We start from the raw sequence: 25422 nt of genomic DNA, 5'->3' as shown, positions 1-25422 counted from the left end.
TGAGAGGGGACACTAGGAGCCACTTTGACTTTCACGAGTCGATGTGGCTAATTTGACGTTTCAAATCAAAGGGCGAATCATGAAGGATAAATTGATTTGCACTTCGCCCTAAACATTAACTAAACGGCCCTCAGACCGATTATCCTCCACCCTAAATCATTGAATCCAACGGCTCTAGCGACGGCTGACGATGCGAGGTTTAGAGGGGAATGCAGATAGGTGGGAACGTATCCATCGTCGATAATTTTGCGTGCGCATTGGGATACCAATGCCTTAGCTAAGCCGCGACCTTGTGCTCTTTCTTCGGTTACTACTGAGATCTCACGGCCATAGTTTCCGTGGTGCTTGACCCCTACGCCAGCGATATAGTCTCCATCCTCGTCAAGGGCTAAAAGGACTTCACTCTTAAAAGGTTTCAGCCAGGTGGGAACTATCGGATCGAGATAGTCGAACCATCTCCCAGACGATGGAAATTCAATTGGAGAGTAGGTGAACCTAAAGATACCGCTAAAGTAAGTAATGTCACCAAGCTCAAGGTATTCGGGCAGGTGCTTTAGGGCATCAGGGGCACCGTGTCTTTCAACAGCAATATTGAGCGCATCTTTGAACCTCTCGAGTTGGGAAGGCGGTACCGACAACACTCCGGCCCCATTGCCTTGAACTACTCCAACGTATTTAGCGACGGTCCCGTCCCAACCTGGTAATGTTCTCATGGGCGAGCCTATTACCTCGATCCCTTCAGCCGAAGGTGGCCAAGCACCTAGAAATTCTTGAAGATGTGCGGTCAGACGGGCGATGCCTTGTGCCTGGGAGATCAAAATATTAGCCTTTCATACCACTTTGGGGGATATGGGTGTATCACTGTAAGTTAACAATTTCAAGGGCTATTAAAATTTCGAAGAGCTTGAACAATTTTGGATGGTCATGCCAAATTTCTAAAAGATCTTGTTATGGTTGGTAAAGTTGAAAACGTGGCTCTGCTCCAAGCAAGATAGCTACTGAGTTCGAGATTTGTGCATTTATCTCTACATGTAGGCCCAGGATCCAATGGCACGCTCAAGATCTAATGGCACGCTCAAGATCTAATGGCACGCTCAAGATCTAAAGACAGAATCATATGGAGCGCTGTTTTGATTGGATATTTTTTGGGGCTGAGATGGTTTTAAATCGCTACTTCAGCTGGATTTATCCTCTCTTTAGCCGTGACCTTTTCTGTCTTTATCTTCCTTTGTCCTCGGTTGGCCTGGCCCGGTGCTAATTTGATACCATTGGTCGACGAATTGTTTCCTAAAAGGTTTATCTAGACACCTTTGAGATGTTCCTGCGTTGGCCCATCTTTCGCAGATTTCCCGAAAAATCGCCCCAATTGGCCCCTTTTGAGTTGATTTTTGAGGATTTTCGGCTTGTGTCATTTATAGATGCCCTGGTAGATGGGTATTAGGTCTTTTTGGGTCGCGAATGTAGTGTCCTAATTTTTGAGTAGTTTTGATTATGACTTGCATTAGCTCTGACATGGTGCTATTGTCTTGTTGTGTTTATCCGTGAAACTCCAACAGTTAATAAAAAGACCGGCGTTAGCTACAGTAAGTACCAACTCGTTGAGTCCTACCGCTGTGAAAAAGGTCCCCGTCAACGTATAGTAATGACCTTGACCGAACTGGACCTGGATAAGTCATTGTGGCCAGCTCTGGCCAATGCAATTGCCAATGCTATTACCTGGGACTCTCTGGAGTAACCTCACTCTTTGAATCAGATCCTATTATTGCCAGATACGCAGATCTAGCAATCACTAAGTATGCAATTCGTTCCGAAGTTGCAGCCGCTAAAGAAACAAGAGCTACTGAGGCTGACCTTGAGATGGTGGATCTCTCTAGTGCTAAGACTATCAATAGTAGAAGTATCGGTCCAGAACTCATAGGAAACTCGTTCTATGAAGCTCTTAGCTTCGATAAGATCCTAGAGAGTGCAGGTCTATCGGGTGAATCCCTTGGTATTGCCAAGGCAACGATAATAGCTCGTCTTATTCATCCTGGATCTGATCGAAAGACCTATTCGTATATCAACTCCAACTCTTCACTACCTGAGATATGTGGTATCGATCTCTCTAAGTTTCACAAGGATAAGGTCTATGCAATTGCAGATAAGCTCTATGACGCTAAAGGCGTCATAGAGCCAGCACTCTATAGAGCTAGCTCTGATCTCTTTAGGACGAATACCAGGCTCTTTCTCTTTGATCTAACCAACACCTACTTCGAAGGTTCTACTAAGGGGAACTCCCTAGCTAAACATGGACATTCCAAAGAGAAGCGTTTTGATTGCACATTAGTTTCTCTAGCACTACTTGTTGATCACAGGGGACTACCCATCTACTCAGAGATACATGAGGGCAATACCTCTGAGCCTAGAACTCTCATTAGCGTACTTGATGCCTTGGAGTCTCTATCGGATGGATCTCTCTTTGGGGATGTTGTTCCTACCATTGTGATGGATAGGGGAATTGCTACCAAGGCAAACCTAGAACTTCTTATTAAGCGCAATCTCAACTACGTAGTAATTGAGAGAGCTAACAAAAAGAGCCTCTATCGAAGCCATTTCATGGAGATGGAAGGCTTCACCGAGATCTACGATGCCCAAGGATCCCCAGTACTGGTGAAAAAGCTACAAGTGGAACCACAAAAGCCACACGGGCGAGTGAGAACACAAGTACAAGGACAAGTGAAAACACAAGTACAAGGACAAGTGCAAACGCTAGAAGAAGACACCGGCACTGACGACAATAACAGTTACACCACCTCCGGCAACACTAGCAACAGTATCAGCAACAGCGACAGCAGCACCGGCACTGACGACTATATCCGTAATGGTGTCACCGGCAAGAATACCGGCACCGATGACACCAAAATCATCAAGAGCGACAGTAGCACCGACACTGACGACTATATCCGTAATGGTGCCACCGGCAACAATATCAGCGACAGCACCGACACTGATACTAACGCCACCTCCATCTCCTCCTCTTCCACCTCCATCTCCTCCTCTTCCTCCAACAACAACACCACAACCGTGGTGTTGTGTCGTTCTTTGGGGAGATCCAAGAAGGAATCAGCGATCTCTAGTCAAGCTAACGAGAGATTCTTAGTAGATATCACTTCGTTGAATACCTCAATCACAAAGGGTTCTATATCTAAGACCACAGTTGTCTCAGAGCGTATCGGACGCATCAAGGCCAAGTACCCAAGTATTGCTTCCAAATACGAGATATCCCTTGAATATCATCAAGACCATGGCAAGATCATCAAAAAGAGACGCTTTGACAAAGTAATCAATCTCACTATTACAGAAAAACCCACTAAAGCCAAAGATGATAATCTCCAAGGAGCCTACGTCATAGACACCAGCCATAGCGAGCTAGATGCAGGTGAGATCTGGAATATCTATACGACTCTCACTAAAGTAGAAGATGCCTTTAGATCCCTCAAGAGTGATCTTGGACTTCGACCGGTCTATCATCAACTAGCTAGCCGAACTGCTGCTCACCTCTTCATCTCAGTACTTGCCTATCACCTCCTTAGTGCTATTGAGCTGACCTTGAGGCAAAATAACGATAAGAGAAGATGGTCAACCATTAAAGAGCAACTCAACAGTCACCGCCGAGCCACCATAGTTCTTACATCAGATAAAGGCGTTGTCTATCACATCCGCACTAGTGGTGTTTCTGAGCCGGTTCACAAAGAGATCTACCGTCTCTTAGGAGTTAGTGATCCCCTTAAACGGATAAAGACCATTGCGACGCATTTGTAGTGTCCCAACGTAAGACCACATACTCAAATAGCTGGGAGAATGGTTTGATTTTTGGAAAGATGGGTTGGGGTCGATAGAACCATTTTGTCATATAGCTGCAAAGGTCAACGGTGCAAATTGTAGATATGGTCTATTTGAGGTGTCCGAGCTAGAAATCTAGAAATGAGGTCATCTATGGCTGTCGAATCGTGCCGAGCCATTGCAAACTTAGTTTGACCTCACTGCTCTATGGCACTTTTAAAAGGTCAAGGAACTTCCTCTGCCAAGGACTTTTACTTAGGAAATGTTGATAGTACCTTTGAGCCTTCTCCACTCAATTTTTTCAACTGGGCCTATGTGGCCCGCGACGATGATGAAATCGACCAAATCGGCATTTTTTGCAGTGCTTCAAATGTGAATTGAGTGCTTTTGGGTTAGCGAGACTGTTTTGGAGGTTATAGAAATCGAGCATTAAAAGGTAGCGTGACTAAATACCATTTATGCTGATTAGGTGATTTGATCGACTGCCATGGCTGTCGAGCTAGGTATCAGGGAGATCTTAGAAGATGTTTGATAATCTTTCCGAGCGTCTCGAGGGCGTAGTAACGAAGATGCGGCGCAAAGGCCGCCTTTCGGTTGTGGACATTGAAGCGGCACTCAAAGAGATTCGTTTAGCGCTTCTAGAGGCGGACGTCAACTTGGAGGTGGTTCGCAAGTTCACAAGTCGCATTCGCGAGGCTGCGGTCTCAGAGGCGACGTCCCGAGCACTTACTCCGGCACAGCAGATTGTGAAGTTGGTGAATGAGGAGCTGAAGGCGACTCTTGGTGGTGATGCCTTTAGACTCACCTTCGCATCGTCGCCTCCAACGGTAATTATGTTGGTCGGACTTCAGGGTTCTGGTAAGACCACTGCTGCTGCTAAGTTGGCACTTCATCTGCGCCGCCAAGGTAGACATCCACTTTTAGTGGGTGCGGACCTTGCTCGCCCTGCCGCTGTTGAGCAATTGCGAATCTTGTCCGAGAGCGCCAAGGTGGACTTTTTTTCTGAGACAACTTCACCCATTGAGGTGGCACGTGCGGGTCTAAACCGAGCTAAGTCCCTGGGCCGAGATATCCTGATAGTTGACACTGCTGGCCGCTTAGCGGTCGATGCAGATTTGATGGCTGAAATGGTGGCAATCGAAGACGCCGTCTCTCCGGATTATGTCTTTTTGGTGATCGATGCTATGACTGGTCAGGATGCGCTAAATACGGCAAACGCCTTTGCCGAGGCGGTAAATCTCTCGGGTACCATTTTGACCAAGTTAGATGGTGACGCTCGAGGTGGAGCTGCACTATCTGTAGTTGAAGTTACTGGTAAGAAGATCGCTTTTTCTTCTATAGGCGAGAAGCTGGAAGATTTCGACAGCTTTTATCCAGATCGGATGGCAAATCGAATCCTAGGTATGGGCGACGTCCTAACCCTTATCGAAAAGGCCGAACGAAATCTGGATAAAGATGTAGCCGAGCGCGGTGCTAAAAAGATTCAGGCGGGCAAGTTCGATCTTGAAGACTTTATGGAACAGATGCAGCAAGTCAAGAAGATGGGCCCTCTGAAGGGAATCATCTCTATGTTGCCGGGTATTCCAAAGGAGATCAAGGATGCTGATATCGACGAGGGCGAACTGACCAAGATTGAGGCGATCATTTCGTCGATGACCCATCAAGAGCGACGTGACCCCGGCCTAATTGATGCAAGCCGGCGCAATCGAATTGCCAAAGGATCTGGAAGTACCCCTACTGCGGTCTCCAATTTGTTGAAGCAGTTCAGAGATATGCAAAAGATGATGCGACAGATGGGCCTCGGCGGACCGAGTCCAACGAAAAAAAATATTGCCTCAAAGGGTGCCAAAAAGAGGCGCGCAAAGAGATAAAGAGATAAAGTGCACCAAAGTGTGCCGAAGGACTCTAGAATTTAGAGGCTGTAATTAGTCGACACTTCCAATTGCTCGAGGACAAAATTTCTCTCTCGTGTGTGTCGAATATTTTTTAGGAGATTTTGTGTCTGTAAAACTACGTCTAGTCCGTATGGGAAAAAAGAAGCGCCCAACTTACCGTGTAATTGCTGCCGATGCGAGGTCTCCTCGTGATGGTCGTTTCATCGAAGTGTTGGGTACTTACAATCCCGTTACCAAAGTCGTAGTCGAGGCTGATGGCACCGGTCCTAGCTCACCAGCAGATATAAAGATCGACTCTGAGAAGGCTCTCAAGTGGCTCCGACAAGGTGCCCAGCCTACCGAGCGCGTTCGCAAGCTTCTTGAAATTAGTGGAACTTGGGATCAGTTCAAGGGCGGTTCTAACTAGTGGTTGACTATGATTCAAGCTCGGAGTCGAATGAGACTATCCAGGCGGGCGAGGGTGATGGAGCCACTACAGGAGCTCCCACTGCTTTACGCGTTTTAGATTATCTTGGCGCTTCACTCACTCAAAGGAGCGATCGTGTTTCGGTTAGCGAGACGATCGAAGGGAGCGGAAAAGTTAAATTGACCCTCCACGTAGATAAGTCTGATATGGGACGCGTGATTGGTCGCCATGGTAAGATCGCCGGAGCAATAAGAGCAGTCGTTCGTGCCGCCGCTGCCAAAGACGGCTGTGACGCCTTTATAGAGATTGTTGAAGCGAGTAATTAGCTAGTCTTTGTTGGTCAAACAATGTAGCTAAGAGTTTTAATCAGCTAAGTGATTATAAAGTGATTATATATAGCCCGGTCGTTTCCTTACGGCCGGGCTATATATCTCTGGGAGCATGCTTGATTTTCATGGCGCCATGCATGCTCAACGAGAAAATTAATACTAAGGCCCTATTGTCGTATGGGTAGGAACGAGAAGTTGGTTATTCGTTGCTAGCCGTCGAGCTAGGTCTACGTCGAATGTGAAGGAGTTCAAAATTACTGATGACCTTTTAGAAATAGGTAGAATTCATCGCCCTCATGGGATAAAAGGTGAGGTTTCGGTATCGTTTGTCTCCAATCGGAAAGAACGTAGGCAAGTCGGTGCGCGACTCTTCGTTGGCGGACAATGGTTAATCGTGGCGTCGTCAAAGGTTCATCATGACCGTATCTTGATCGGCTTTGAGGGTTATAGCGACCGAAATCGCGCCGAATTACTTTCGGGGATGATGATTTACGGAGAGCCCATCGAAGACGATGAAGCGCTTTGGATTCATAAGTTGATTGGATCTAGCGTCTTAGACCAAGATGGCATAGATCGGGGTGTGGTGATTGAAGTTATCGAGAACCCCGCCAGCGATCTGCTCTCTCTTGCCAGTGGAGCGCTTGTGCCACTTGTATTTGTAAGTCGATTTGACGCTGCTTCATCAAAGATTTACATAGAGGCGCCAGAGGGGCTATTTGTGGATTACCCGTCTAGTTCTGAGCCCCAAGGTTGAACTAGGTTTTCTTTGCTTTTGGAAATGTTGGACTCTAATTATCTGATGTAGGCCAAAGATGGTTGCGGTCCAACAGATCGATCGTCGAGAGTGAATTAGAAGGAGCACGTTTGAAGGTAGTGGTATTTTCGATCTTTCCCAAAGTCATCGAGGACTATTGTTCAGTTTCGATCCTTGGTAGAGCTCAAGACTCTGGTGCGCTAGAGCTTTCATGTATAGATATTCGTGACTTTACCCATGATCGTCATAGGAGCGTTGACGATCTCCCATATGGCGGGGGAGCGGGAATGGTTATGCGACCGGAGCCGATCTTTGAGGCAATAGAAGAGACTAAACCTCCTAGGCCCCTATTTTTGATGGCTCCATGGGGAAGGCCGTTAGATCAAGGTTTTGCTCGTGAACTCAGCGAATTGGAAGGTTTCTCCTTGCTTTGTGGCCGCTATGAAGGGGTCGATGCTCGGGTTGAAGAGCATTTGGTGGATGGGGCGATCTCTTTGGGAAATTTTGTTTTGGCAGGGGGTGAAGTTGCAGCCATGGCAACCATCGAGGCTGCCGCGCGACTTCTTCCAAACGTCCTTGGAAACCATGAGTCTCTCTACGAAGAGAGCTTTTGTAATAATCAAGTTGAATATCCGCAATACACACGTCCGGAGCATTTTCGAGACCTTTCGGTTCCAGAGGTGCTCTTGGGTGGTAACCACGCCGAGGTTGCTAGGTGGCGCAAGGAGAGCGCTTTAGAGCGCACTCGGTCAAAGAGGCCGGATCTTCTACCCCATCTCGACTAGGATGTTTACTCTGTGTCGTTCACCGCATCATCGCTTGGTGGTGTTTTGGCGGTATAAAGTTTTTCGAGCGATTATGATTGATTGTCGCTAATTTAGTCAGGAGAGACGTAGTGAAGCCGACCGATTTAATCGATGTTGATAGCCTAAAGGCTGATAGGCCCAAATTTTCCCAAGGGGATACGGTCAAAGTACACGTTCGAGTTGTAGAGGGAAGCCGCGAGCGTGTTCAGGTCTTTCAAGGTGTTGTTATCTCCAAAAGAGGCGGAAGCGTCCATGAGACCTTCACGGTTCGTAAGGTAAGTTTCGGCGTGGGTGTCGAGAGGACTTTTCCTCTTCACTCTCCAATTATTGCTAAGATTGAGTTGGTTTCGAGAGGTGACGTTCGTCGCGCTAAGCTCTTTTACCTTCGTGATCGAATTGGTAAGGCTGCCAAGATCAAAGAGAAGCGCGATTAATATCCCTTGGGAGATATTGATGCTCCTAAAGGAAGACTCCTTTAATTCAAACGTCCAACTCGATGGCGCTATGGCGCTCAGTTGTGTTGGCGAGTCTCGATTGTCTTTTCATGAATTTTTGGAATGACACTAGGATCGCTAGTGAGCCAATCCGATCTGACATTGAGGAAGAGATATGAGTGCTGAGGAACTAGAAAAGTTTGAGTCTGAAGTAGAGCTAGCTCTGTACCAAGAGTACAGAGCTGTTTTGCCTATGTTTAAATATGTTGTAGAGACAGACAGACGGTTTTACCTAGCAAATGAAGTCTCGATTTTTCCGGTCGTATCTGGTTCGGCAATGCATATCGAGGTCAAATTGAAAGACGCTTGGGTGTGGGATATGTATAGGCCGGTTCGTTTCGTCGAGTCCGTTTCGGTAATTAGTTTTAAAGATGTCAATGTGGAAGAGCTTCCCAAGAAAGAGGCGATTCATTGAGGTCCGTTGCTTGACTTGTCGCCATTAAGCTCTTAGTCATAATTGCCATATGACGACTGATTCGGGGCTTTAATGGAACAGGCAAAGAACACCAAGAGCGTTCATTTGGGGCGCCCACAGCAATATCCCGGATCTCCCCTAAATGTCTCTCCCGTATTTTCAAGCACCTATATAGCTGGGGGAGAGCGAATCTACTCACGCTCTTCTCAAGAGGCCGTAGAGGCCCTTGAAGAGGTGGTAGGGGGATTAGAAGAGGGTAAGGCAGTCGCGTTTGCTTCCGGGCTGGCGGCCTGTAGCGGCGTCATCGATTCGCTTAGCTTTTTATTTCATCGCCCAATCAGCGTGCTTGCGTTGCTCGGCTCCTACACGGGAACTATTAATCAGTTCGAGGCCAGATTTCGATCAGGCCAGATTCTCTATAAGGGCGTTGACGCTTCCTCAACCAAGGGCTTCTGTGATGCTATTGAAGCTAGTAGTGGCGTTGATATTGTATGGATGGAGACGCCCACTAATCCTTTGATGTCGATCTATGACATTGAGGCCATCGCCTCTAGTACTCATTTAGTTGGCGGGCGCCTGTGTGTCGATAACACCTTTGCGACACCGATCTCCACAAATCCCCTTGAGTTAGGGGCGGACGTCGTGGTGCATTCCGCGACTAAATATCTCTCTGGCCATTCAGATGTCCTAGGTGGCGTGGTTGTCACCAAAGATCGAGAGTGGCACGGATCCTTGGTCACCCTTCGGACCCTAAATGGGGCAATCCTTGGCCCAATGGAGGCGTTTTTAATATTAAGGGGAGTCCGGACCCTAGGTCTGCGGATAGAGAGAGCTTCGGGCAATTCTCTATCGTTGGCCAGCTTTTTGGCCGCTCAAAGCCAGGTCATATCGGTGAACCACCCATTTCTGGGCGACGAATCGTCAATTGAGATCGCTAAGAGACAGATGCGATTTGGTGGTGGCATGTTCTCGTTTGACTTGGGTCCCAACCCATATAGGGCTGAGTTGTTTTGTGAGAGTTTAGAGATCGCTCTTAATTCCACGAGCTTGGGAGGGGTGGAGACTCAAGTGGAAAGACGAGCTAGACAAGATGGAAAACGAGTGAGTGAAGGATTGATTAGAGTAAGCGTCGGAATTGAATCTATTGATGATTTGATTGATGATTTTCGTCGTGGCCTTGGTCGTGCCTTTGCTTTTTAGTCTTTTTGCGCTTCCGCCCCTTTGACCTGTTTGAAGTGGCTATCTTTTGCGAAAGCGCCCGTTTGAGACAACTTTCGTGCCAGTGACGACGCTGTGTGGGATCAAAGTCGGGAACTACTACAAAGTGGCCGATGCCATGGCCAATCTCATAGCTACATGCGGGACAAAGGTAGATTTTGGACGCTTGAAAAGGCTGAACTTTGCGACACTGTGAGAGTTGATTTGTTGATGGATCAACTATCCTTCCGATCGGTCCGATGTTGCGTTCGAGCACTGAGGGAGGCCTTTCCTCTTTTGCCTAAGGTTCCTTAAGACAACTTCAACAGTCTAGGTCCAAGGGGGTTGAATTAAACGTTTTCTAGCTTCATCTCAGATTGCAACGTGTGGTTTTGGAGATTGCAACGTGTGGTTTAGGATTTGAGGAGGCGGGCGGTTGTTCTTGTTGTCGATAGTTGCCTTTGCGTGTGGTTTGGAGCTATCTAGGCAGATATCGAGGATTTAGATACCCACTTTAAAAAGTTCGCTTCTTGGATTTCGCTTTGTAATCTTGGCTTTGTTTTAAATTACCATTTAGGCAGGGATGGACTACGGACAAGCAATGGTATCCACATCTCAAACAGATAGATAGCGCTTGCATGATTGAATTGCGAGTCCATGATATCTGCTGTTCCTTGGTGAGATAAAAGGGGTGGTGACGGTCGATGATTTGGTATTTGAGGCAGAAAGCCAAATAATTTCGCATGTGTTTTGTTTGGAGTCTGCGTTAAGTCGAGGTGGTCACAACTCTTCGGTCCCGGTAGCTTCCTTGTTCTAGCTTCTAAATGAGAAGGTCGTGTTTTGGCCTTGGCGACGCTGGCGATTTAGAAATTCTTTAGCTTTATTGACGACTTGGTGTACCAGTGATCTATTTACTGCAAATATAAAAATACTGGTTGTTCTTTGAAACGTCCCAAGAAAAGCCCCGGCTTTTCTTGGGACGTTGCCCCCAAGGTGGATCGATTCCGCTCGTAGCTAAGCAAGGTCCCTCACGCCCAGCAATGGTGTAATTTTCAAGGTAGTTTTTTAGCGTACGGTTCGACTTCTTTTATTAGGGTTTTATTAGGGGTTATTGTCATTTATGACTGAGGCGGAGCTATATAGGGTTGCAGCGAATGGGCCAAGATTGGAAGTGGCATGGACTGTAACCAGATTTTGCCGGGTCCGGTCAGTGCTACTAGATGGTATCCGTCGCCACCGAAGAAGATGTTGGAGAGTCCTTGGATGGTTGTCATCTGGAAGGCGACTGTATCTTGAAACATCCCCACATGGCCAGGATGGACTAGCAGACTCTGTCCGGGTTGGAGGTCGTATGTGATTGTCTCCCCAGATAGCTCGATCCAAGCGGTACCGCTGCCCTCAAGACGTTGCAACACAAAGCCATCTCGCCCGTAGAGGCCCGCCCTAAAAGATTGTTGAAGGCCGATGGTCGGAGTGATTCCGGGTGTGGCGCAGAGCCAGCCATGTCGATGTACTAAGTATCCTGCCCCTTGGGTAATCTCGACTGGAAAGATATGGCCCGGCATTTTGGCCGCAAAGGCGACGCTTCCTGGGCCATTGGCGGCACTATATTTGGTTACAAAGAGGGATCCACCTCCGGCCACCCTCTTTATACCAGCAAGAAGTCCTTTTCCTCCTCCGCCTAGCCCGGATGTAGTGTTCATTGTCATGTTGGGAGTCATCCAGGAGAGCTCGCCGTGTGTTGAGATTATCGATTCGCCGGAATCAAGCCACATCTCGAGAACGGGCATCGTGGTTCCCTTTATTTCGCTTCGCATATAAGTGCTTTTCCTCCAAAAATTAGCTCACAAGGTCGATCACTAGTTCGGCCAACTTAAATCTAACAAAGTAATTTGTCGTTTTTGAGAATGAATGATATTTTTCTAGCTTCATCTCGGAAACGGCAGTTGATGGATTTATATCGCGTTGGTAATTAACTTTGGCGGTGACTGGGCGAGGTTTGAGGAAGGATTGATTTCCGGGTCTATTTGGGTGCGGGGGATAATTGGGTCTCATTTGATTAATTTTTAAGCCCTCGACGGTTCCTTGTGTTATCCTTTGTGGGTTATGGAAACTATTTTGACAAGCCGAGACAATGAAGGTGTGGTTGAGCTGATTCTCAACCGCCCTGAGAAGAAGAACGCGATCAACAATCAAATGTGGATGGAATTGCGTAAGACTCTTGTCGCCCTAGAATCAGATGTTACAGCCAAAGTCCTGGTGATAACAGGTGCGGGCGGTGCCTTTTGTTCCGGTGCTGATCTCTCTGGCGGCGAGCTCGTCGGTGGTGATGGAATGGCCCGAATGAGGGAGATTAACGATGTCGCCCTCATGCTACATCGTTTTTCTAAGCCCACTATCGCTAAAGTTACTGGAATAGCTGCGGGTGCGGGGTGCAATATGGCCCTCGGCTGCGACTTGATAGTAGCCTCCCCTCAAGCTCGCTTCTCGGAGATCTTTGTGAAGCGGGGGCTCTCGATTGATTTCGGCGGGTCTTTTTTGCTTCCTCGACTTATAGGACTGCATAAGGCGAAGGAGTTGGCCTTTTTCGGTGATATCCTGAGTGCCCAAGAGGCGTTTTCAATGGGGCTGTTGAACCAATTGATCGACGAAGACGAAATCGATTCTTTCGTTCGTGATTGGGCCCTTCGGCTGGCTCAGGGACCTCCTATTGCGCTCTCTTTGATCAAATCACTTTTGAACGATTCATTCGACTCAACCATGGTCGGCGCCCTTGATTCCGAGGCTAAATCCCAGGCCATTAATTTCAAAAGTTTAGATACCAAGGAAGCTATCACGGCTTTCGTTGAAAAGCGTTCGCCGAAATTTCAAGGTAGATAGTTACGCCAAGCTGGTTTTTTAATTAGCCCTTTTTCGATAGTATAAAAAGTTAACAAGGCTAATTGATTGCTCATGCTCTGATGGAAGTCGGATCGTTAATCATAGGCATGTTTGAGATATTTCTCTGGATTGGTAGTACTATCTTCGGTTTTTATTTCGGTAGTCCCGATTGATCGACTTTGCAATTACCGTCTTTAATATCTCGTTTGTTCCTTCTCCTATGGCTAATAAAGGGGCGTCGCGATAGAGTCTCTCTACTTCGAAGTCCGTGGAGTATCCATATCCACCGTGGATACGCATCGATTCGAGTGAGGTCGATAAAGCGAGTTCTGAGGCGAATAGCTTTGCCATTGCTGGTGGTTGGTCGAGTCGAAGGTCCCGATCGACTGCTTCGCTCGCCCAGTAGGTAAGTAATCTTCCGGCCTGAATGTTCATGGCCATTTCGGCGAGCTTAGCCCCAATAAGTTGGAAATCGGAGATGGGTGAGCCAAAGGCGCTTCTGTCGTTTGAGTATTTGAGGGCCTCGTCGTAAGCGCGTTGTGAAAGACCAATTCCGCGCGCCGCAACATTTATACGCCCAAGTTGTAACGCCCAAAGCGCTTGGCTCAGACCATGGCCAGTATCTTCACCTAGCAGTTGAGAGTCGCTTACAAAGAGATCTTCAATTGCAATTTCACAGGTTTCAGGGCCAATGTATCCCAGCTTGTCGATGTCTCTGACTATTGAGAATCCCTTGGCTGGTGTCTCTATGAGAAATATAGACATCCCGAGGTGCCTAGGTGTCGCTTTGGGGTCGGTCTTTACGAGGATTGGTAGGGGATTTGCGTGGCGCGCATTCGTTATCCACATCTTGGAGCCATTAATTATGTAGCCTCCGTCGACTTTTACCGCAGTTGTATTGATCGCTTGGAGGTCGGAGCCTGCATTCGCTTCGCTGAGTCCGATTCCTGTCCTTTTTTCACCGCTGGCTAGCTTGGGTAGGTATCTCTCTTTTTGCTTAGGCGTTCCAAATTTGGAGATCATTGCGCTCGATAGGCTATGGGTCCCTAGCACCCCAGCTAGTCCCATCCATCCACGTGAAAGTTCTTCAAAGACGATAGCCATCGACACACAGTCAAGGCCAAGTCCGCCATAGCTTTGGGGGATAGTCATTCCAAAGAGGCCCATCTCGGCCATCTCCAGAACGAGATCTTCAGGATATGTTCTACTCTGCTCAAGTTTTCGAGCGTTCGGAATTACCTTTTTGTCTACGAACGCTTTTACTCGAGAGCGAAAGAGAAGTTGAGATTCATTTAGATCGAAGTCCATCTAATGACTCTAGATTACCGGAGCTCTCGAATTTAATTTGTAGATCGATTTTGTCTAAATGATCTTTTTCAAGCAGTGCAACTCTAACTCTGGGATCAGATTGGGGTCATCTTCGAGTATCAAGACGACCTGCTTTTTAGCTCTTGATAAAGACTTGAGATTTTATGCAGCGACGGTGCGACGCAGCAAAGCTTGAATGACATTGTGCTCTCCATGGAAGTTCGATATGAGTATTTGGCGCAAATGTAGTCGGATCGATTCAGAGTAGTCACACTCTTCGAGAATGCTAATGGTCAACTCTTCAATCTCATCGGTTAGTTTAGGATGTCGACACAGTAATCCAGTTAAAGTAAATTTCACATGTAAGCTCGTTTTGTATTTATTGCGAGCAATTAATTCAGCAAAGAGAGCGATATTGCTCGGATGGCTATGGGAAAATTCATTAATAGCTACGTCGGTTTGGGGCACATTTGTGTTTCTTAATTGATGTCGAATTGATTCTGGAATTTGTTCATTTGAGAGAAAAGATACCCATGCATAGTTCGGTTGGTTCTCTATCGCATCAGCCATTTCTTCAGGTATGTAATAAAAAGGGGAGTGGCTATTTGTAGTCGATATCCTTCGCACTGAGGAATCGCGATCGTCAATGATTTTTGTAAATATTGGTAGAGGTAGAGCCGAGTTTTGGGCTAGACGGTACCGTACCACGTAATCCTCCTCCTCTAGCAATTGGAGCATTGTAGGATGTGGGGTGCGCGGGTTCAAGGCGATCGCGGATCTCACAGAGGCTAATGGATCGGTGGCGAGTTTGACAATGACCTCATTTTTTGCAAAGACCGATCTCCCTAAGGCATACCTAACTCTCCAGTCAGCATCTTCGGCGAGCTTAAATTGAAGTTGAAGTTCCGCGCCGGGGTTGTTTGCGATCGTTATTCTGGTGTCGGCTGTTTCGGTAGCAATAATCGCTTCTAGAATCTCGCCGGGAACAGAGGGGTTTTTTGCCAGTCGCCGTTCGGCTGAACCCTTGTCACGTTTGAAAATCTTCTCTAGATACTTTTTAGGAGTGGCTGGATTTTCAGCTAAAAAGCCACGCAGTTCGGGTGTTGATTCGAGATAAAGTTCCACTAGCGTTTCAGGTGGCGTGTTTGGGTTGCCTGCAACGGCTACTCGTACCGCGCGATGAGGTGATTGTGCCAGGAAATTGAGCGTTTCGACGGTGTTATAACGATTGGACGCTATTTCGCAAAGGTATTTAGCATTATTGATCCGAGCTAGTGCTTCTAGGTCTATCTCCTTCTTTTTTCTGGTGGATTCCAGCGCAGCCCGTCCTTGAGAGAACGTGGTGAGGAATTCATACACTCGGTTATCGGGAGGTATATCAGCATTGATTGAAAGTACTTCTTTTACTTCGTTTGGGGTAAAGCCAGCATCTAAGCAACGATTGATGACGTCATCGGTTGAATGGGCTTGCATTCGACACCGATAGTGGTGCTCTCGGGAGAGGTTAAGGTCGCAATCGGTGTCCCAGAGTTCGTAGCATTTCATAGTTTGTCGGTATCCACAACACTAGCTTTAAATTTCCGAGAGAGATTCGGCCCTTGGCTGTACCTTAAATGGCTCATCGAGCGTCTCTGTGATTGATCGGGTTCGTCGTCTTGGCGTTGGGATCTTGCGTATTGTTTCGATTGACGATTGGCGATCGAAGTTTCGATTGATATGTTTGAGTTTGAAAAGCGCATTGTTCGCAGTGATCGAAGCTCGTGAAGCTTGAAGAGTTCGATGTCAGCCGTTTCCGGGATTATGTTTGATCCGACAGCTCCATTCCTTGCTCGATTCAGCAGTGCTATCTGGGAGCGGCTTTGAAAATCTATAATCTCAGTGAGTAGTGGTGGACCCGGGGCCAAGTTGGGATCGTCTTTAGGCGGTGCTTTTTGTGGGAAGGGGAGTATCTTGGCTGTGGTGGGCTCGCTCGCAAAGGCTAAAAGATCGACTGCGCCTTTGATATCTGGAGCATGTCTCTCTAGTGAATTCTTGGCGATTTGGGTCTCTAGGTATACGAGATGCTGTGCCGTTTCCGTGGTCTGCGAATCATAGGCGGCCTTCTCTTTAATTAAGTCACTATTGGTGATGTGCTGATCTTTAGTGGAATGAAGTGCATTCTCTAGGTTCTTGCATTTTACCATTTCATTACCCGTTCCTGTAAAGATGATTTTAACGCCTAGTTGAATATCGTCACTAAGAGTGGTTTTCTTTAGTGTGACTACCACTGGATGGCCATTAATGACCACAGACAATATTTCTTCCGGTAGGGCGCGAATTATTCCATCAGGTATTAGGTCATCTTCTGATTTGGTCATTGCCTCCGATTTAACATCGCACGACCGGGAGTTTATAACGCGTTGGCCTGGATAAATGAACGGTGAATGTCACTGCACCTAGGCTTGGCAAAGCAATTGGTCATTTGTTCGGCAAGGGTTCGGGGACTTCAAATTGGTATTGGGAACGTCGGCCAAATCACCATTAGCTAACCATTTCGGTATTTTCCCTTGTGGGAGAGTAGTATTTCTATACTGACTTGCCAGGGGCATAGGACTAGTGAAAGTCCACTTGGGAATAGTTTTATTAAATGTGCATCCCGTTTTCGGCGATATCTATGTATCATGTAGATAATAAAAGATCTCCCTTCGAAGCATGGCACTGGGGGTGCAGGGTTCATGCAGTCGAAGGGAGAAACTTTATGATCACTTCCTTAGTCGAAGGTGATCTGATCTTTCATAAGGTAATTATTAAGATCTAGCTTTTTGATTGATTTTTCTTTCGTATTGGCATCCTCCCTGTTTTAGTATTGGGATGTAACGCGCGCCTCGTTGCTATTTTTTGCTAGCATGTGCTCTGATTGAAGCGCGTGCAGCTTCTCTTCCGGAAGCCATTGCCTCGACTACACTGGACGGCCCAACTAGGGCGTCTCCTACTACAAATACGTTTGCAGCATAGGGGCTTCGAGCGGCGGCAACGGCGACTTCTCGCTTCCAAGACAGATCGGCTATCGACCGATTGTGGTTATGGTTACCGGAGAAGATACCACTAGTGATCCAGTTGTCGTCAGGCTTTGTGGATTCGCTGGCTCTAAAAGGTGCCTGTGGTGCAAGTTGTCCGAATTCGCTTCCAAGACGATATCCAAGTGCCAGAACGACGATATCCGCATCGACGATCTCTTCGGTTCCCGGAATCAGCTTAGGTAGTACCTTTGGATCGCTCTGTTGGGTTGTCACCAAAGTAGCTTTTCCGTCGGTTATCAATGTAGCGGTAGTGTTGAACCGGACGGATACCCCTTCATGTCGTGCCTCTTCGAGCTCGTCACTTCTAACACGAGCGAACGATTCAGTTACCCATTCAACACAAGTCGGAATAGCTCCGAAGCGGATTGCAATTCGTCCAACATCCATTGCTGTGTTGCCAGCTCCGATGACGAGGATCTTCTTTCCTTCAATGGCATTGGTGTCGTTATGTGCGCCAAGCTTTTCGCCATAAGCTGCAAGAAAGGCCATAGCATCGATTACGTTCGGCCTGTCCAACCCTTGGACTGAGGGCCTTATCGGTGATGATGCTCCATTTGCTAGGACGATTGCATCTAGCTTTTCGGTAAAGTCTTGAAGATCGTCTTGGCTAACGCGGTGATTTAGTTCAACCTTCACGCCTGCGTCGCTTAGAGACTTCCAAACTTCACTAACTTTTTCACTTGGAAGAGTAAATTCCGGGATGCCATGGTTCAATAGTCCGCCTGGAATTGGGTCGGCCTCATAGACCGTAACTTCAGCTCCGGCTTCAACGAATTCCCATGCCGCAGACATTCCTGCAGGACCGGAACCAACTACTGCGACCTTCATCGAAGAGGAAGCTTCGATATGTGGAGCATGGATCTCGCTATTGTCGAAGACGAAACGTTCAAGAAGGCCAATTGCCACCGGCTCATTACCAGCTAGTTTCCACGAGCAAGCTCCCTCGCATTGGACAGCTTGATTGCAAACTCGTGAGCAGATCGATCCAAGATGGGTAGTGGCTTCGAATATTGATCTAGCTTGATCTAGGTTGCCCTCTCGGATCGAGGCAATCATTGCTGGAATATCATTGTGCGCTGGGCATCCGCGAACGCATGTTGGATCGGGACAGCTTAGGCATCGTGATGCCTCGGCGAGAACAGCTTCGAGGTTAGAGAAGCCGGATCTGGTCTCTTCCCAAGGGGCGATAGCGGGTATGGCTCGGTTCTGAAGGTAATGGCGCTCGCTTGGTGCAACCTTTGGCGTTCCGTCGATTGTAATTGCTGAAAACGGGCAAGTGCGCTCGCACTGTCCGCATCCTACGCAAAGTGCTGAATCGACAGTGACGATCCAGTTGTCGGTGTCTAGGCCAATGGCTCCCGTTGGGCAGCGAATAAGGCATTCCTGACAGCCCGCACATCGATCAGTTAGGACTTCGATGAGAAGTTCGCTTCCTAGTGTGGGGACCTCTGGGGCTTCGCTGTGGTTTTTTGAAATCTTAGTTGGATTGAAGGTAGTTGTCATCTTGTAGAACTCCTTGATGGCTCCGGCTTTTTATCTTTGTTAGCGTGGAGCAGATGTAAAATCGAATCAATTCTGTAGGGCTGATGTTGTTTGACCAAGAGGCGAACTCGATCAGCCCTGATGCATTTAGTTTGCGGCGTGCATTGGTATGTAGAGCAAGGTCATTGGGATGGACATTGCGAGGATTGCTACCGCAAAGTAGGCGTATGCGACCTTTGAACCCTTGTTGGTCAAGACGAGATCCCTCTTGGAGATCTTCGCGGCTGCATAAAGAGACGCTAGAGTTCCAATGATCATGATTGCGACTTGAACCATCACGATGTGGGAGTCCGAAAGAAGTCGGTAGTTGTAGAGTGCCTTTGCGGTGCCACCGAATGGGTGAGCAACTGCTGGGACGATTCTGGTTGCATGCTTGAAGAACTTTGGAAGCTGACGAGCGAAGTAGTCAGCACCAATGGCTGGGAGCAGGGCGTATGAGCCAGAGATGAACCAATTTCTGAATTCGCTTCTCTTGGTCATGAAGGTGCCGTCAGTAGTGGCGATCGTTCCCTTAGAGAAGAGAATTGCGCCTACTTTGTAGATTGCAACAGGAACCAAGGCGAAGAGAGCAATGAAGCCTACGTAATCGATTGGATTTGGATATTGTGGGAAGTGGGTTTGCTTATTTAGCCAATCGTCCAACGATGTGAACATGCTGAGTGCATTTACTTGCTGGAAGACGACGAGTCCCAGAAGAATAGCGCTTACAACGGCGATGTCCATTCTCTTTTTGTTCGGTTGGATTACTGAGGTGAGAGGAGCTTGTGCATAGAGGCCAATGTTGTCAGTTGGGCAAGACTTGTAGCATTCGGTGCAAAGACCACAAAGTGAGTTGGAGTCCGCGCTGCCGACCCAAGTGTACCATGGGCATCCGTATCCCTCTTCGCCGCCTCGCATGCAGGACTTGGTTGAGCAAGACTGGCAAGCGTTACGATCCTTTGTGCGGAAGCCTGCGATCGATCCCATCGATCCGACGGAACCAATTAGGGCTGATAGTGGGCAAAGATAGCGGCAGAAGGTACGACGTTCGAAGACCAGGAAGGTTATTGTTGCGAATGCTACGATGCCAAGGACCATGTATGCAGTGTCATGGGGTGCTCCTGGACCAGCTATATTGAAGAACTCTTCAATATAGGTTAGTACCAAGAAGCTGACCGCTGAGGAGACCAATCCGTAAGCAGCTAGCTTCTTTGGATACTTGAGGCCAAAGCCTAGTGATTTCTGGGTCTTCTTGAAGAAGGTCTTACGTTGTATCCATTCGCCGAAGCCGCCGAAGGGACACATAACACACCAAGCTCGTCCTACGACGACCATAAGGACGAATACGATGCAGAACCAGATGTACCATGTAATTGCGGTTGCGAAGTTTAATCCTGGTACTACGGTCCCGATCAAGCCGGAAAAGATAACCAACCAGAAGATGAGCTGGTTTGGAACGATCAGTGCGAATTGGAGCCAACGCTTCTTGAGGATAGCTTTGACTGGCTTTGTGCGACTGAGGTCTAGCTTTGGATCGCTAGGAGCGAAGTGAGATGCCATGTCGGTCTCGACCTTTGGTCGCAGCCGAATCGCGACTGCGACTGGGTCGAGCCGTCCCTCACTGGTAACGTTTTTTCGAGGATCATCCTCATCCTTGAAGGGCATAGCCTTCGTTTTTGGATCAGTGACGTAAGTCATCGATCTGCACCCCCTATTGTGCTTTTGTAATGTTATGTACCTTTAGTAAAGTACTAAACGTAAAGTTTGTCACTGTAGAATATAAATGTCAAGTCAGATTGTGAAAAATTGGGAGTTAATTTTGAATGTGACGCTATCGAGAAGGGGTGATTATGTACTGCGAGCTGCTATTTGTCTATCGCGAGCGTATGTCGATGGAACTCCAAAAAAAATTCGAGAAATTTCGGAATTTGCTGTTATTCCAGTGAGTTTTACTCCTCAAGTTCTTGCTGACCTAGTTAGAGCTGGCATTGCTATCTCAAGAGCTGGTCGAAGTGGAGGGTATTGGCTATCTCGGCCACCCACTGAGATCTCGCTTTTAGAGGTGATTGAAGCCGGCGAAGGCGATATTCACTCTGATCGGTGCGCGATGGGTGACGGACCTTGTTATTGGGAAAAAGTTTGTCCACTCCATGACTCTTGGAAGGGCGCATTGAGCTCCTTTAGGGATGGATTGGCCGCTTCGACTTTGGCAGAGGTTACAGAGCGCGATATAGCGATAGAGTCCGGGGAGTATTTGGCGCCGATCGATAGTCATCGGGGTGGACGTGTCGTCAAGCTTTGAAGTTTTTGATTTTGCTGTGAAACACCGAGAGCTCTGATGCTCTGAGATTTTTCTAAATTATTTGCTTGAATCTCGGCTATGCGGTTTCAAGTCGAGGCTATGCGCTATGAATTTTGTTGCAAATAGTATGAGAAATCTAATCAAAGATTGCGGTATTTGGGAAATAGGAGCCTAGTTTGTATCTTTGCGCGATCGGATTTTTCGACGTATCACTATGGCTACCTGAAAATAGCTGTGGTATTGTAGCTGCGGTTTTATAGCAGTTGAGATCAAGTTGTTTGTGATGTCATAGCCGTGCATCCAGTAACTTTGAGTCAAGGAGTTTCTATGAGTTTCGAAGTTGTGATTGAGGTTCCAAAGGGTTCCAAAAATAAGTATGAGATCGACCATGAAACCAATGCGGTTTGGTTGGATCGGGTTCTGTTCACGCCTATGGCATACCCTCTCAACTACGGATATATCGAGGGGACCTTGGGTGAAGATGGCGATCCCTTGGATGCGTTGTTAGTATTAGATGCGGAGTTGGTGCCAGGGTGTCACCTCAAGGCTAGAGCAGTCGGCACGTTTGTGATGTCCGATGAAAAAGGGCGCGACATCAAACTGATTTGTGTCATTGATGGTGATCCAAGGTTTGATCACATCCACGACATCGAAGATGTCTCTTCTTTTTTGAAGGACGAAATAAGCCACTTCTTTGCACACTATAAGGATTTGGAACCTAAAAAGTTTGCCACCATTGAGGGATTCTCAAACAAAGCAGCTGCTCAAGTTGAGTTAGATGGTGCGATAGAACGCCTGCACTCGGACCATTAGTCCCATCTTTGGATATGGAATCTCTTGGTCAATTACTCCTATAGCGATAGTAACAATTGCTCGGGTGGACTAAGATGTTTTCGTGACTATAGATCAAAGCACCTTTCAGGATAATGATAGAACTCGAGACGTCTTTGAACTCATAGAGATGATCCGCCCGGCTGTTCAAGCAGACGGTGGCGATTTAGCTCTAGTTAGTGTTGACGTTGAGGCGGGAGTCGTTGAGGTACAGCTCCAAGGTAGTTGCTCATCTTGTGCAATCTCATCTGTAACCCTACAGGCGGGAATAGAGCGAATAATCAAGGGTCGACTCGATTGGGTGACCGAGGTCCGTGGCGGCGTCGATGAGAGTTTAGATTTTGAATCTAGCTACTCGCTAGGACGTGGAGGCTACGTCCCTAGGGGAGATTATTAAAGTTTATAAATACGTTTGTAATACAAAAGGCGCCTTATGCTTGGCGCCTTTTGTATGTATTTAGATTCCGTCTTCTGCTGGCGATTTATAAGCGTTTCTTCTGGCCGTTGGTTTCTATATTTGGTTATTGAACCTGGTTGGACCTTGCCGTTGCCGCTCCGAAATACATATACATTCATATGCACCTCTTTTGTTTTCGCTCTCCAGACGCCTTTGCGTGTTCTGCCCCATCCACGGGGACAGAACTAGGGCGAGTCGGTGGTTGCACACCTCCCACGTCCAACTCGCGTTGTCGTGGTATCCTTGGAGTCCTGCCGTGAGCGCTATCCTTGGCATCTTCGAGGATGTTCCGGCTTTCCATTTAGCGTGGGAACCTCGCGTCAAGAATCTTTCTCACTTCCGTGTAGGGAGTGAACCGGTCGATCTGGTGATCTTGGATCCTTGATTTGATGTTCATGGAGGCTACGTGATCTGCATCGCCCTGCCAATTGCAATCCCAATAAGGGTTACGACAGTGAAACACATCCCCGCTTCGGTTGTCGAAAGAGACATACCCACACGTTGGATTAGGAGATGTTTGGCTGGTGTAGGCCGCGTTGACCGTTTTAATGCCGGAACCTCCGACATGCGCATGTACCATAATGCGTTCTTGGTTCTCGTCCCTTGCCCACGATGAGCAGAGTCGAGATATCTTCTTAGACTTAGCCTTACCCCCTAGGTGAGACAGATCTTCGGTGATGATTTCTTTTGGCCGTTGTGATGGATGTTGGGGAGCTCGTCCATTAGCTCTGGTGCGATTGCCCTCTCCGTAGACCACTTCTTTGATTGCAGCGCCCGAAATTGTCTGTAGTTGTGCCTTTGCACGCCTGAGTCGAGCTTTTTGTTTCTTGGTCCCTAGGTTATTTCGTGAGATGTGCTTGGTTCTTCTGGAGCCAGCATCTCTCTTTGATAGAGCGTGAAGTTTGTTCCTTGCCTTGGCGGTCTTATGCCTGCGCTTAGCCATGGAACTAAGCGCTCGGCCATACTCGTCGCCATGATGAACTCCCGAGTCATCAGTGCAGACCTCGGTGATTCCCCAGTCGAGCGATACAGCGGGGCCGGTGGCCTTGGCTAGAGCTGCAACGTCGTAGCTAACGTGAATGAAGGCCCGCTTGTTCTCTTCATCAAGTACGACCCTGACATTCCCCGACACACGAGAAATGCCAGACAGGGGTAGCGAGATGCGTTTGTTGCGAGTTGAGCTGACAACTTTGACATAGCGTCTGGTCTTGCCTTTAGCTGTGTCGTTGTCGACCACTGAATACAAGGTAGAGTCCAAAGACATAGAGTGAGACTTGATAACGGTTGGCCAGCTACCATCGAGTGCATCTCGAATGACGCGATGTAAGTACGAGGCTATCTTTGCACCCGTTTCGGGGGAGGTAGTCACAGTGGAGATCTCTGGCACGCCGCCACCCATGATTTGGCCAATAGCCGAGTATCTCGTTAGACAAGCATAGGCATAATGCCTCTCATCTTCGTCTGTGAAGCGTCTCCACACCCTTGCCTTGACGTTAGCTCTTACAAAGCAGGACTCGATGTGGCGAATACAGGTATCCACGGCGTCAAAGGCAGCTTGGTCTACCAAATGGACGTTGATGCCCTCTGGGTATAAGCCCTGTGCCTTTGCATAGTCACGAAAGCTTTTGCTTCTATCAAGCAGCCTCCATAGGCTAGTCTGGCGCAGATGAGCTACAAAGACGCGCTTTGCGTCGCTATAGTGCCCAATCACAGAGCGCGTCTCGTCATACTTGTTCTTGTTCAGTGGCAACGTGGCTAGACGTACCGTGCGCTTCATAATGCTAACCATAGAGTGAGGCTCGGAGATCGGATCATGGAGTTACCTCTTTGGCCACCTCTTGAAGCCGTTCCATAACCTTTTTGTTTTTATGGTTACGCGATCCATATAGCCAGCCCGAGAAGACGGTTACGATTTCAATGACATCGTTTGTCAGATCTTCTTCAAAGGTTGAATCCTCGCTAGCGTTGATAATGATTACTTCGACTCCAAAATGCTCACAAAGAGACAAAACAAGCTCTGACCCAAAACGAAGCAGTCTGTCCTTGTGACTGAGCACCAGCCGCCCAACCTCGCCGGAGCAAATCCAAGAGATAAGCACTTTTAGTCCACGCTTATGGTAGTTGAGTCCTGACCCTACATCGGAGATGATCTCATAGCTCCACCCGTTTGCGGCGCAATAGCTCTCTAGGAGAGCCACATGGCGAACCAAGTCGTCTTTTTGAGCGTTGGTTGACACGCGGGCATAGGCGATAGTAGCTCTGGTGGATGGAGCTTTATGAGGAGTAATAGCACGAAGCTTAGATAGGTCATAACGCCTTCTGTCTCCTTGTGTGCGTATAGGAGGATCGATACGTCCTTCTGCTTGTCATCTCCGTAGCGTCATGGGGTGTACCCCAAGCTCCTGTGCTGGCACCCCAATAGGCACTAACCTCGTCATATAGGCATTATAGTAAACTTCGTTCAAGAGTGCTCAGCTGGAGAGTAGCAGTAGCGAGCCCCAAGTGGTTGTCTTGATTCGGTGCGAGTAAGCTCGGATTGGTGTCCTTTGTTGGATGGTATTGCAATGAGCTAAGTCGCTCCTTCTAATTTGGTGCCTTCGCATCTAAATTCAAAACGAGGTTTTTACTGTTTTAGGGCTCGTGCGATTTGTTCATGGAACTTTGTCAGTTGAATCGTTTAATTGCCAAGATTGCTTTGCGTGATAGTTCCAATTGTGCCTGATTGAGCACGATCTTTTTCGGGTGTGGAAAGTCTATCTCGATGGTGAGAATCCGCTTTTTGTGAAGCTGTCGATTTGGTTTCTGAGAATGAGTCAAGAGAATTTGAGTATGAGCTGAGAACGGCGATGCCTATGATTTGCAATTTGGCGATATGATTGGTTTCGACCGTTCGGCTTAGATTTTAGCCCAACCTACCGACGAAGATGGGGCTCTGATCTCGAATCT

General features: G+C 47.7%; 24 protein-coding genes and 1 pseudogene. 14 read left to right on the top strand and 11 right to left on the bottom strand.

The annotated features are described in order from the left end of the window. Positions 1–119 precede the first annotated feature (119 nt). A complete protein-coding gene (locus ACIDITHRIX25_RS92995) occupies positions 120–818 on the bottom strand; it encodes a GNAT family N-acetyltransferase (RefSeq protein ID WP_201732895.1) in 699 nt (232 codons plus the stop codon). 713 nt (positions 819–1531) lie between these two features. Between ACIDITHRIX25_RS92995 and ACIDITHRIX25_RS92990 the strand changes: the two genes are divergently transcribed. From ACIDITHRIX25_RS92990 to ACIDITHRIX25_RS92945, 10 genes are all read left to right on the top strand, one after another. Continuing rightward, positions 1532–1735, top strand: coding sequence for an IS1634 family transposase N-terminal domain-related protein (locus ACIDITHRIX25_RS92990; protein WP_201732276.1), 204 nt, complete (start codon positions 1532–1534; stop codon positions 1733–1735). After that, positions 1678–3801: an IS1634 family transposase gene (locus ACIDITHRIX25_RS92985; protein WP_201732894.1), complete on the top strand. Its 2124-nt coding sequence runs from the start codon at positions 1678–1680 to the stop codon at positions 3799–3801. Before ACIDITHRIX25_RS92990 ends, ACIDITHRIX25_RS92985 begins: the two co-directional genes overlap by 58 nt. 545 nt (positions 3802–4346) lie before the next feature. Further along, the gene (ffh, locus tag ACIDITHRIX25_RS92980) at positions 4347–5693 is read left to right on the top strand and encodes a signal recognition particle protein (RefSeq protein WP_201732893.1); all 1347 of its coding nucleotides are present in this window, start codon (positions 4347–4349) and stop codon (positions 5691–5693) included. A 127-nt stretch (positions 5694–5820) separates the two neighbouring features. Continuing rightward, the gene (gene rpsP / locus ACIDITHRIX25_RS92975; protein WP_052606411.1) at positions 5821–6123 is read left to right on the top strand and encodes a 30S ribosomal protein S16; all 303 of its coding nucleotides are present in this window, start codon (positions 5821–5823) and stop codon (positions 6121–6123) included. Continuing rightward, positions 6123–6449 carry a KH domain-containing protein gene (locus ACIDITHRIX25_RS92970; protein WP_052606412.1) on the top strand — a complete coding sequence of 109 codons (327 nt, stop codon included), beginning with the start codon at positions 6123–6125 and terminating at the stop codon, positions 6447–6449. Before rpsP ends, ACIDITHRIX25_RS92970 begins: the two co-directional genes overlap by 1 nt. A gap of 241 nt (positions 6450–6690) precedes the next feature. Next, the gene (rimM, locus tag ACIDITHRIX25_RS92965; protein ID WP_052606413.1) at positions 6691–7206 is read left to right on the top strand and encodes a ribosome maturation factor RimM; all 516 of its coding nucleotides are present in this window, start codon (positions 6691–6693) and stop codon (positions 7204–7206) included. A 110-nt stretch (positions 7207–7316) separates the two neighbouring features. Continuing rightward, entirely contained in the window at positions 7317–7991 is a 675-nt protein-coding gene (gene trmD / locus ACIDITHRIX25_RS92960; protein WP_201732892.1) for a tRNA (guanosine(37)-N1)-methyltransferase TrmD, read from the top strand. 110 nt (positions 7992–8101) lie between these two features. Next, positions 8102–8446 carry a 50S ribosomal protein L19 gene (gene rplS, locus ACIDITHRIX25_RS92955; protein WP_052606414.1) on the top strand — a complete coding sequence of 115 codons (345 nt, stop codon included), beginning with the start codon at positions 8102–8104 and terminating at the stop codon, positions 8444–8446. A 175-nt stretch (positions 8447–8621) separates the two neighbouring features. Continuing rightward, entirely contained in the window at positions 8622–8921 is a 300-nt protein-coding gene (locus ACIDITHRIX25_RS92950) for a DUF2469 family protein (protein WP_201732891.1), read from the top strand. A 72-nt stretch (positions 8922–8993) separates the two neighbouring features. Further along, the gene (locus tag ACIDITHRIX25_RS92945) at positions 8994–10121 is read left to right on the top strand and encodes a trans-sulfuration enzyme family protein (RefSeq protein ID WP_201732890.1); all 1128 of its coding nucleotides are present in this window, start codon (positions 8994–8996) and stop codon (positions 10119–10121) included. On the opposite strand, the gene ACIDITHRIX25_RS92940 is transcribed toward ACIDITHRIX25_RS92945, so the two are convergent. Together ACIDITHRIX25_RS92940 and ACIDITHRIX25_RS92935 are read right to left on the bottom strand one after the other, a co-directional pair. Continuing rightward, on the bottom strand, positions 10063–10395 hold the full coding sequence (locus tag ACIDITHRIX25_RS92940; RefSeq protein ID WP_502756202.1) for an Rv1322 family protein: 333 nt from the start codon (positions 10393–10395) through the stop codon (positions 10063–10065). The two genes, ACIDITHRIX25_RS92945 and ACIDITHRIX25_RS92940, sit on opposite strands and share 59 nt — an antisense overlap. An 841-nt stretch (positions 10396–11236) precedes the next feature. Further along, a complete protein-coding gene (locus ACIDITHRIX25_RS92935; RefSeq protein WP_052606417.1) occupies positions 11237–11935 on the bottom strand; it encodes an AIM24 family protein in 699 nt (232 codons plus the stop codon). A gap of 289 nt (positions 11936–12224) precedes the next feature. Between ACIDITHRIX25_RS92935 and ACIDITHRIX25_RS92930 the strand changes: the two genes are divergently transcribed. Then, entirely contained in the window at positions 12225–12998 is a 774-nt protein-coding gene (locus ACIDITHRIX25_RS92930) for an enoyl-CoA hydratase/isomerase family protein (protein WP_052606419.1), read from the top strand. 138 nt (positions 12999–13136) lie between these two features. On the opposite strand, the gene ACIDITHRIX25_RS92925 is transcribed toward ACIDITHRIX25_RS92930, so the two are convergent. The 5 genes from ACIDITHRIX25_RS92925 to ACIDITHRIX25_RS92905 all read right to left on the bottom strand — a co-directional run bounded on the left by ACIDITHRIX25_RS92925 (position 13137) and on the right by ACIDITHRIX25_RS92905 (position 20584). Beyond that, entirely contained in the window at positions 13137–14306 is a 1170-nt protein-coding gene (locus ACIDITHRIX25_RS92925; protein WP_201732889.1) for an acyl-CoA dehydrogenase family protein, read from the bottom strand. Positions 14307–14468: 162 nt separating this feature from the next. Beyond that, positions 14469–15851 (bottom strand): hypothetical protein, encoded by a 1383-nt coding sequence (locus tag ACIDITHRIX25_RS92920; RefSeq protein ID WP_201732888.1) that lies wholly within the window; start codon positions 15849–15851, stop codon positions 14469–14471. Beyond that, the gene (locus ACIDITHRIX25_RS92915; protein ID WP_201732887.1) at positions 15848–16663 is read right to left on the bottom strand and encodes a hypothetical protein; all 816 of its coding nucleotides are present in this window, start codon (positions 16661–16663) and stop codon (positions 15848–15850) included. Before ACIDITHRIX25_RS92915 ends, ACIDITHRIX25_RS92920 begins: the two co-directional genes overlap by 4 nt. Before the next feature lie 513 nt (positions 16664–17176). Next, positions 17177–18868, bottom strand: a complete 1692-nt coding sequence (locus tag ACIDITHRIX25_RS92910) for an FAD-dependent oxidoreductase (protein ID WP_201732886.1) — start codon at positions 18866–18868, stop codon at positions 17177–17179. A 126-nt stretch (positions 18869–18994) separates the two neighbouring features. Next, the gene (locus ACIDITHRIX25_RS92905) at positions 18995–20584 is read right to left on the bottom strand and encodes a 4Fe-4S binding protein (protein WP_201732885.1); all 1590 of its coding nucleotides are present in this window, start codon (positions 20582–20584) and stop codon (positions 18995–18997) included. Positions 20585–20669: 85 nt separating this feature from the next. Here ACIDITHRIX25_RS92905 and ACIDITHRIX25_RS92900 point away from each other — a divergent pair, with 85 nt between their 5' ends. The 3 genes from ACIDITHRIX25_RS92900 to ACIDITHRIX25_RS92890 all read left to right on the top strand — a co-directional run bounded on the left by ACIDITHRIX25_RS92900 (position 20670) and on the right by ACIDITHRIX25_RS92890 (position 22416). Beyond that, positions 20670–21188 carry an RrF2 family transcriptional regulator gene (locus ACIDITHRIX25_RS92900; protein ID WP_052606425.1) on the top strand — a complete coding sequence of 173 codons (519 nt, stop codon included), beginning with the start codon at positions 20670–20672 and terminating at the stop codon, positions 21186–21188. 327 nt (positions 21189–21515) lie between these two features. Further along, a complete protein-coding gene (locus tag ACIDITHRIX25_RS92895; RefSeq protein ID WP_052606426.1) occupies positions 21516–22001 on the top strand; it encodes an inorganic diphosphatase in 486 nt (161 codons plus the stop codon). 82 nt (positions 22002–22083) lie between these two features. Beyond that, positions 22084–22416 (top strand): NifU family protein, encoded by a 333-nt coding sequence (locus ACIDITHRIX25_RS92890; protein ID WP_349632138.1) that lies wholly within the window; start codon positions 22084–22086, stop codon positions 22414–22416. A 175-nt stretch (positions 22417–22591) separates the two neighbouring features. On the opposite strand, the gene ACIDITHRIX25_RS92885 is transcribed toward ACIDITHRIX25_RS92890, so the two are convergent. From ACIDITHRIX25_RS92885 to ACIDITHRIX25_RS92875, 3 genes and pseudogenes are all read right to left on the bottom strand, one after another. Next, the gene (locus tag ACIDITHRIX25_RS92885) at positions 22592–22777 is read right to left on the bottom strand and encodes a hypothetical protein (protein WP_201731836.1); all 186 of its coding nucleotides are present in this window, start codon (positions 22775–22777) and stop codon (positions 22592–22594) included. Next, entirely contained in the window at positions 22778–24253 is a 1476-nt protein-coding gene (locus ACIDITHRIX25_RS92880; RefSeq protein WP_201732884.1) for a zinc ribbon domain-containing protein, read from the bottom strand. 34 nt (positions 24254–24287) lie between these two features. Further along, positions 24288–24914 (bottom strand): annotated as a pseudogene (locus ACIDITHRIX25_RS92875) (IS607 family transposase). Between the last annotated feature and the right edge of the window lie 508 nt (positions 24915–25422).

The organism is Acidithrix sp. C25 (assembly GCF_904848545.2).
This window is presented reverse-complemented; position numbering and strand designations above follow the sequence as displayed.

Coding starts and splice junctions, on each gene's coding strand:
- ACIDITHRIX25_RS92915 (WP_201732887.1), bottom strand. CDS start 16,663: ATGACCAAATCAGAAGATGACCTAATACCTGATGGAATAATTCGCGCC.
- ACIDITHRIX25_RS92950 (WP_201732891.1), top strand. CDS start 8,622: ATGAGTGCTGAGGAACTAGAAAAGTTTGAGTCTGAAGTAGAGCTAGCT.
- ACIDITHRIX25_RS92910 (WP_201732886.1), bottom strand. CDS start 18,868: ATGACAACTACCTTCAATCCAACTAAGATTTCAAAAAACCACAGCGAA.
- ACIDITHRIX25_RS92930 (WP_052606419.1), top strand. CDS start 12,225: ATGGAAACTATTTTGACAAGCCGAGACAATGAAGGTGTGGTTGAGCTG.
- ACIDITHRIX25_RS92880 (WP_201732884.1), bottom strand. CDS start 24,253: ATGAAGCGCACGGTACGTCTAGCCACGTTGCCACTGAACAAGAACAAG.
- ACIDITHRIX25_RS92900 (WP_052606425.1), top strand. CDS start 20,670: ATGTCAAGTCAGATTGTGAAAAATTGGGAGTTAATTTTGAATGTGACG.
- ACIDITHRIX25_RS92920 (WP_201732888.1), bottom strand. CDS start 15,851: ATGAAATGCTACGAACTCTGGGACACCGATTGCGACCTTAACCTCTCC.
- ACIDITHRIX25_RS92925 (WP_201732889.1), bottom strand. CDS start 14,306: ATGGACTTCGATCTAAATGAATCTCAACTTCTCTTTCGCTCTCGAGTA.
- ACIDITHRIX25_RS92935 (WP_052606417.1), bottom strand. CDS start 11,935: ATGCGAAGCGAAATAAAGGGAACCACGATGCCCGTTCTCGAGATGTGG.
- ACIDITHRIX25_RS92895 (WP_052606426.1), top strand. CDS start 21,516: ATGAGTTTCGAAGTTGTGATTGAGGTTCCAAAGGGTTCCAAAAATAAG.
- ACIDITHRIX25_RS92885 (WP_201731836.1), bottom strand. CDS start 22,777: ATGGAAAGCCGGAACATCCTCGAAGATGCCAAGGATAGCGCTCACGGC.
- ACIDITHRIX25_RS92905 (WP_201732885.1), bottom strand. CDS start 20,584: ATGACTTACGTCACTGATCCAAAAACGAAGGCTATGCCCTTCAAGGAT.
- ACIDITHRIX25_RS92945 (WP_201732890.1), top strand. CDS start 8,994: ATGGAACAGGCAAAGAACACCAAGAGCGTTCATTTGGGGCGCCCACAG.
- ffh (WP_201732893.1), top strand. CDS start 4,347: ATGTTTGATAATCTTTCCGAGCGTCTCGAGGGCGTAGTAACGAAGATG.